This is a genomic window from Acetivibrio ethanolgignens (genome assembly GCF_001461035.1).
Classification (GTDB): Bacteria; Bacillota; Clostridia; order Lachnospirales; family Lachnospiraceae; genus Velocimicrobium; species Velocimicrobium ethanolgignens.
Genome location: NZ_LNAM01000061.1, coordinates 1 through 2,298, shown reverse-complemented (window position 1 = coordinate 2,298; position 2,298 = coordinate 1). Strand labels below are relative to the sequence as shown.

Annotated in this window: 4 protein-coding genes; all 4 read left to right on the top strand. The window is 27.5% G+C overall.

The window, feature by feature from the left end; genetic code table 11:
• Positions 1–25: 25 nt before the first annotated feature.
• On the top strand, positions 26–253 hold the full coding sequence (locus ASU35_RS19125; protein ID WP_147525363.1) for a hypothetical protein: 228 nt from the start codon (positions 26–28) through the stop codon (positions 251–253).
• 152 nt (positions 254–405) lie between these two features.
• Positions 406–1,020 (top strand): hypothetical protein, encoded by a 615-nt coding sequence (locus ASU35_RS04070; protein ID WP_058351785.1) that lies wholly within the window; start codon positions 406–408, stop codon positions 1,018–1,020.
• Between the two features lie 123 nt (positions 1,021–1,143).
• Entirely contained in the window at positions 1,144–1,620 is a 477-nt protein-coding gene (locus tag ASU35_RS04065) for a hypothetical protein (protein WP_058351784.1), read from the top strand.
• Positions 1,621–1,974: 354 nt separating this feature from the next.
• Positions 1,975–2,253, top strand: coding sequence for a hypothetical protein (locus tag ASU35_RS04060; protein WP_147525362.1), 279 nt, complete (start codon positions 1,975–1,977; stop codon positions 2,251–2,253).
• The last annotated feature ends 45 nt before the right edge of the window (positions 2,254–2,298 follow it).

Genomic DNA, 2,298 nt, shown 5'->3' with positions numbered 1-2,298 from the left:
GATATCATAGCAGAATGACAGTTGTTTGTCAGTAACGCTGTGTTTTGAAGCACTTACATTTGATATCTGTGTATTAAATGCTTTGATGCAATTAACATCATTTGATGATATAATTGATTTAAGTTTACCGCCAACACCATTTGCATTTTCCCAATTTCGTTTATATGTATCCCAATCTTTATTAAATAATGCTAAAGTTTGTCTTGTCTTATCTACAGAACTGTTTATTGTTTTAAATATCGTACTATTATAATTGCGGTTGTGGATTCCGCTTTTAAGTGTTGTGGATACACTTATTCAAGCATTGTGGAGATGCTTGTGAAAGGCAATGTGGAGTTGCCTATTATTATTAACTGTGATAAAATAAAACATAAATTAGATTATCTATAAAGGTGGTTTGTATAAATGAAAAAGAAAAATACTTATTGGTTTTTTTTAGGTATCTTAGGTTGTGCAATTATTGCTTTGTCAGTATTATATTTATCAGAAATAAATAAATATAAACTATCAGATAATGAATTGGAACAATATGAAAATTCTATAAAAGAATATCAAAGCATTATTGATGAAATTAGTGCTTGTAGCGATAATTTTTACAAACAAAATGATTCTCAATTAAATGATTCAAGCGAATATGTTACAAATATAATAAAATTATACACAAAGTTCACTCAAATACAGTTTCCTAAAAAATATAATGCATTATATAATGAATTATCATATGCAAAGTGTGTTTATGGAATATCAAATGATTTGGCATATATAACATTTGATCCAATTATAGACAAAAACGTTGGTGATTATTTCCCACCAAATCAAATACAAAATTATATTAAAAAATTAGAAAAACAATTATACAATAGAAATTATGTTCCAAAAAACAATTCGACTATTGATTTCCAACAAATCTACTTTAAAATAACACAAGAATATTGTGAAGATAATAAGAGTGTTTCGGAAATATATGATGAACTACATGAAATATTTTATAATAAAGATTTCATGCAAAAAATAAATTAGCCCATAAAACCACGTCCTTTCTTTTAAAATAATAAATTAACGAGTAACAGTAGAGTATTAGATACTCTATAAACTTCTCTGAATATAAAGAAATTTATACAATACCTAATCAGGAGATAAAATATGGATGACGATACACCAATTTTAACAAAAGTAAATGACAATATACTTTTAGGAAACAAAGCTATAGCATTAAATGACCCTGTTGTTCAAAAGCAATTAGAACAAATGATGCAACAGAACATTATACAGAATGTTTACAAGCCACAGAAAACGGATTTTATAATTAAAAACCCTAATGAGAAAACAGATAAGTTGCTAGAAGAAAATAATCAAACAGCTCATTCTATTCATTATGAAAGTATGAAAACAAACGCCCAACTCGATACATTGTTAAAGGTCGTTGATTCTCAGAATGATGAGTTAGAGCGTTTGAAATCTGTCAATCAAGAATTACAAAAAATAAATAGTGTTTTGGAAGATGAAAATAAGCATTCAACTAGAAATACAGTGTTTTGGAGTATTTTTACTGGAATTCTTTTGTTGGGTATAGAGCATTTTAAAGATATTTATGATTTTATATTATCCCTAATAAGATAAGTAATAATTTGCCACCCCAAAATCCAATAAATGTGCTACTAAATATCAATAAACCTTGTTTAAATTTTTTATTTTTTATATACATAATTATTATCCTTTCAATCACAAAAGCCATTATACGAAGGTACAGTGGCTTTAATCTAGTGTGCCGAGCATGGCACTAATCTTACTGGTGAAAGTCCAGTCACGGGTATTTACCTGAGCATTGTGGATTCATCATTCAAGTATTTGTGGAGAATACTTGTGCTTATGCGAGCATTGTGGAGATGCTCTTTAATGACAATGTGGAGTTGCCATATAAAAAGTATTGTGGTATACTTTTATCATTCAACAATTTATATCAATGAGGTATTTATGAAAAAATTACTTTTACTTTTTATTTTGTTATTGTTTTCACTTACAGGTTGTTCTGAAACTAAATCACAAGAAGTTACAATAAATACTCCGTATGAAATATTGTTTAACAACACGAATCTATCTTATTACGACACAAAAAACAGCATTTCTAGTGAGTTTAAGAATAATATATTATTTGACGCAAACGGAATAATTCGCTGTATATCAGTTACTGATAAAACCATAGAAACATATAAAGGAATTTCAGTAGGAGATAATATAAATAGTGTCTGCTGATTAAACTAAAACACTTAATTTTACTGACTTTTACCTCGTTTTCTG